Below are 2755 nucleotides of genomic sequence, written 5' to 3'. Positions count from 1 at the left end.
GAGATAAACCCCGATGTCGTCCTCGGCCAGTACCTCCCGAGCCACGGCTTCCTGGCCGCCCTGGTGGGACGCCACCCGCTGGCCGTGGCGGCCTGGAGCCCGGACATCCCCTACGCCGTGGACCGCCACCTCTACGACCGGTGGCGGGTGGGCCTGATATTGAAACGGGCCGACCTGACGCTGGTCTGCGGCCGGCACCTCCTGGACCACGCCCGCCGGCTGGGGGCCGATCCGCGCCGGGTGGCGGCGACCTACGTGGGGGTGGACCCGACCGTTTTTCATCCGGGTGACGACGGGGAGCGCGACCCGCGCCTCGTCTTCACCAACCGCGAGCACAAGGACATCCTCCATATTGAGACCCTGATCCGGGCCCTGCCCGTCGTCGTCGGGCGCGTCCCCGACGCGCGCGTCGTCATCGCCAACGACGGGCCGCTGCGGGGCGCCCTGGAACGGCTGGCCGAAAAGCTCGGCGTTAGGGACCGGTGCGAGTTCGTCGGGAGCCTCGCCTCCCGGCAGACGGCGGATTACCTCCGCAACGCCGCGGTTTACGTCTCCTGCTCCGAGGTGGACGGGATGTCCATCTCCCTCCTGGAGGCGCTGGCCTGTGGTGCCTACCCCGTCGTCACCGACATCCCCGCCGACCGGGAAATTATCGAGGCCGGGGCGCGGGCGGACCTCTTCCCCGTGGGGGACGCCGTAGGCAATGCCTCCGCCCTCGCCGAGCGCCTGATCGCCCGCCTGGGCGGACCGGAACGGTCGGACGAGGACAGGCGGGTCAACCTCGAGGTCTTCCGCCGCGTCGGGCGGCTGGAGGACAACCTGGCTCTGGTCGAACGACGGTTGCAGGCCCTGGTCGGGGGCGAGGCCTTCGTCGGCGAGGCCTGGGCGCCGGGACCGGTATGAAGCGGCTTTTAATCATCGCCTACTACTACCCGCCGCTGGGAATGGGCGGCGTGAAAGAACCGCTGCCCTACGTCAAATATTTGGCGGATTTCGGCTGGCGCCCTGAGGTGCTCACCGTCAAGCCGATTCTCTACTACGCCTACGACCGCGAACTGGAGCGCGATTTCGCCCGGTTCGCCGAGGTGCGCCGGGCGGGTTCGGCGGACCCGGCGCGGCTCCTGTGGCTGGCGGGCGTGCGCCGGGCGGGCTTCGGCTCCGGCGGCTTCCGCCACGGCGGTCCCCTGTCCCGTCTCCAGCACGTTCTCTTAAAGCCCGACCCCAAGGTACTGTCGGTCCCCTTCTTCTACGCGGAAGGCCGGCGGCTGGGGCGCGGCGGGCGGTTCGACGCGCTTCTGGTCATCGCTCCCCCCTTCAGCCACCTGCGGCTGGCCGACCGCCTGGCCCGCAGTTTCGATATTCCCTGGGTGGCCTACCTGGCCGACCGGTGGGTGGACGGCTGGGTAGCGAAAACGACGGGTCCCTTGGCCCGACCCGCGTCCCTGCGGGGGGAAGCGCGGGCGGTGGAGCGCGCGCGGGCGGTTCTCTGCGCCTCGCCGGTCGAGACGGAGGACCTTCGTAAACGCTACCCTGACGCGGCTCGGAAAATCGTCTGGGCGCCGCTTTCCTACGACCCGGAGCCGGACGCCGACCTCGGTCCCGTCGAGCGCGACCCGGCCCGGTTTCTGGTCTCCATGGTCGGCACCCACCGTGAAGACGAGGGGCTGCCGACGGTCTGTCGCGCCCTGGCCCGGCTGGCCGGGGAGAACCCCGCGCGGAGAATAGTCCTGCGCCACGTGGGGACCAGCGTCGGGCGGCCGTTCCTGGAGGTGGCCCGGGAGAACGGGGCCGGCGCCTTCGCCGAGGCTCTGGGCCAGGTTCCCTATCGGGAGAGCCTGCACCGGCAGCGCTCGGCGGACGTGCTCCTCCTCACCGCCGCCCGCGACAACCCCCACGGGCTGCCGGGGCGCACCTCGGATTACGTCGGCGCCGGACGGCCCATCCTCCTGGTCTCGGCTAACCGGGCCGCACGCCGGACGCTGGAGCGTTTCAATCTGGGCGCGACCTACGACGACGATGACGACGAGGGCGTGTACCGTTCACTCAAGGGCGCCCTGGAGGGGACGGGTCCGTTGAGCCGTCCCGTTCCCGAGGCGGCCCGGCGCTTCTTCGCCGCTCCGGCCCGCGCGGAGCAGCTCGCAAAAATCCTCGACCGCTGGGACGGCGACCGTGCTCGCTGAACACCGGGTACTGCTGGTCAGCTACTTCTTCCCGCCGCTGGGGGGCGGGGGGATGCTGCGCGCCCTGAAACTGGCGAAGTACCTCCCCGCCGCGGGGTGGGAGCCCGAGGTGCTCACCGCGGACGACCCCCGGTACCACCTGCGGGACGAGGGGGCCCTGGGGGAGGTGGACTGCCCGGTCCATCGGGCGCCCGCCCGGCGCTACCCCAGCGCGGCCCGGCTGTTGGGCGTCGGCGGCGGGACCGGTTCATCGCCCACTTCGAAGAGAGCCGTCGGGGTCGGTTGGCGGGGAAAGCTGCGCACGGGCCGGGCCCGCCTGGGTAACCTGACCGATCAGCAGGCGGGTTGGTCGCGCGCCGCCCGGTCCCTGGCGCTCAAGCTGGCCCGGCAGGGGCGCTACTCCACCGTCTGGACCACCTCTCCCCCGGTGAGCGGCCACCTGGTGGGCCTGGCGCTCAAGCGGGAGCTGGGGCTGAAATGGGTCGCGGATCTGCGCGACTCCTGGACCCTCGGCCCCTTCTTCGACCCCGCGACGCCCTTTCACCGGACCCTGCAGCGCCGTCTGGAGCGCCTCG

At 71.7% G+C, this 2755-nt stretch carries 3 protein-coding genes; all 3 read left to right on the top strand.

Features of this window, described 5'->3' with window-relative positions; genetic code table 11:
• Nucleotides 1–903, top strand: a 903-nt coding sequence (locus NTW26_09400) for a glycosyltransferase (protein ID MCX7022468.1), incomplete at its 5' end; no start/stop codon positions are given.
• Nucleotides 900–2180 (top strand): hypothetical protein, encoded by a 1281-nt coding sequence (locus NTW26_09395; GenBank protein ID MCX7022467.1) that lies wholly within the window; start codon nucleotides 900–902, stop codon nucleotides 2178–2180. The genes NTW26_09400 and NTW26_09395, both read left to right, overlap by 4 nt.
• Nucleotides 2170–2755 (top strand): glycosyl transferase family 1 (locus NTW26_09390; GenBank protein ID MCX7022466.1); only part of this gene is annotated, 586 nt, incomplete at its 3' end. The genes NTW26_09395 and NTW26_09390, both read left to right, overlap by 11 nt.

The sequence above is a fragment of the bacterium genome (genome assembly GCA_026398675.1).
GTDB lineage: Bacteria > RBG-13-66-14 > RBG-13-66-14 > RBG-13-66-14 > RBG-13-66-14 > RBG-13-66-14.
Note: the sequence above shows the minus strand (reverse complement) of the source record. Positions and strands in the feature narration are given on the sequence as shown.

What these genes read in the sequence shown, in the direction of transcription:
- NTW26_09395 (MCX7022467.1), top strand. Translation starts at nt 900, where the DNA reads ATGAAGCGGCTTTTAATCATCGCCTACTACTACCCGCCGCTGGGAATG.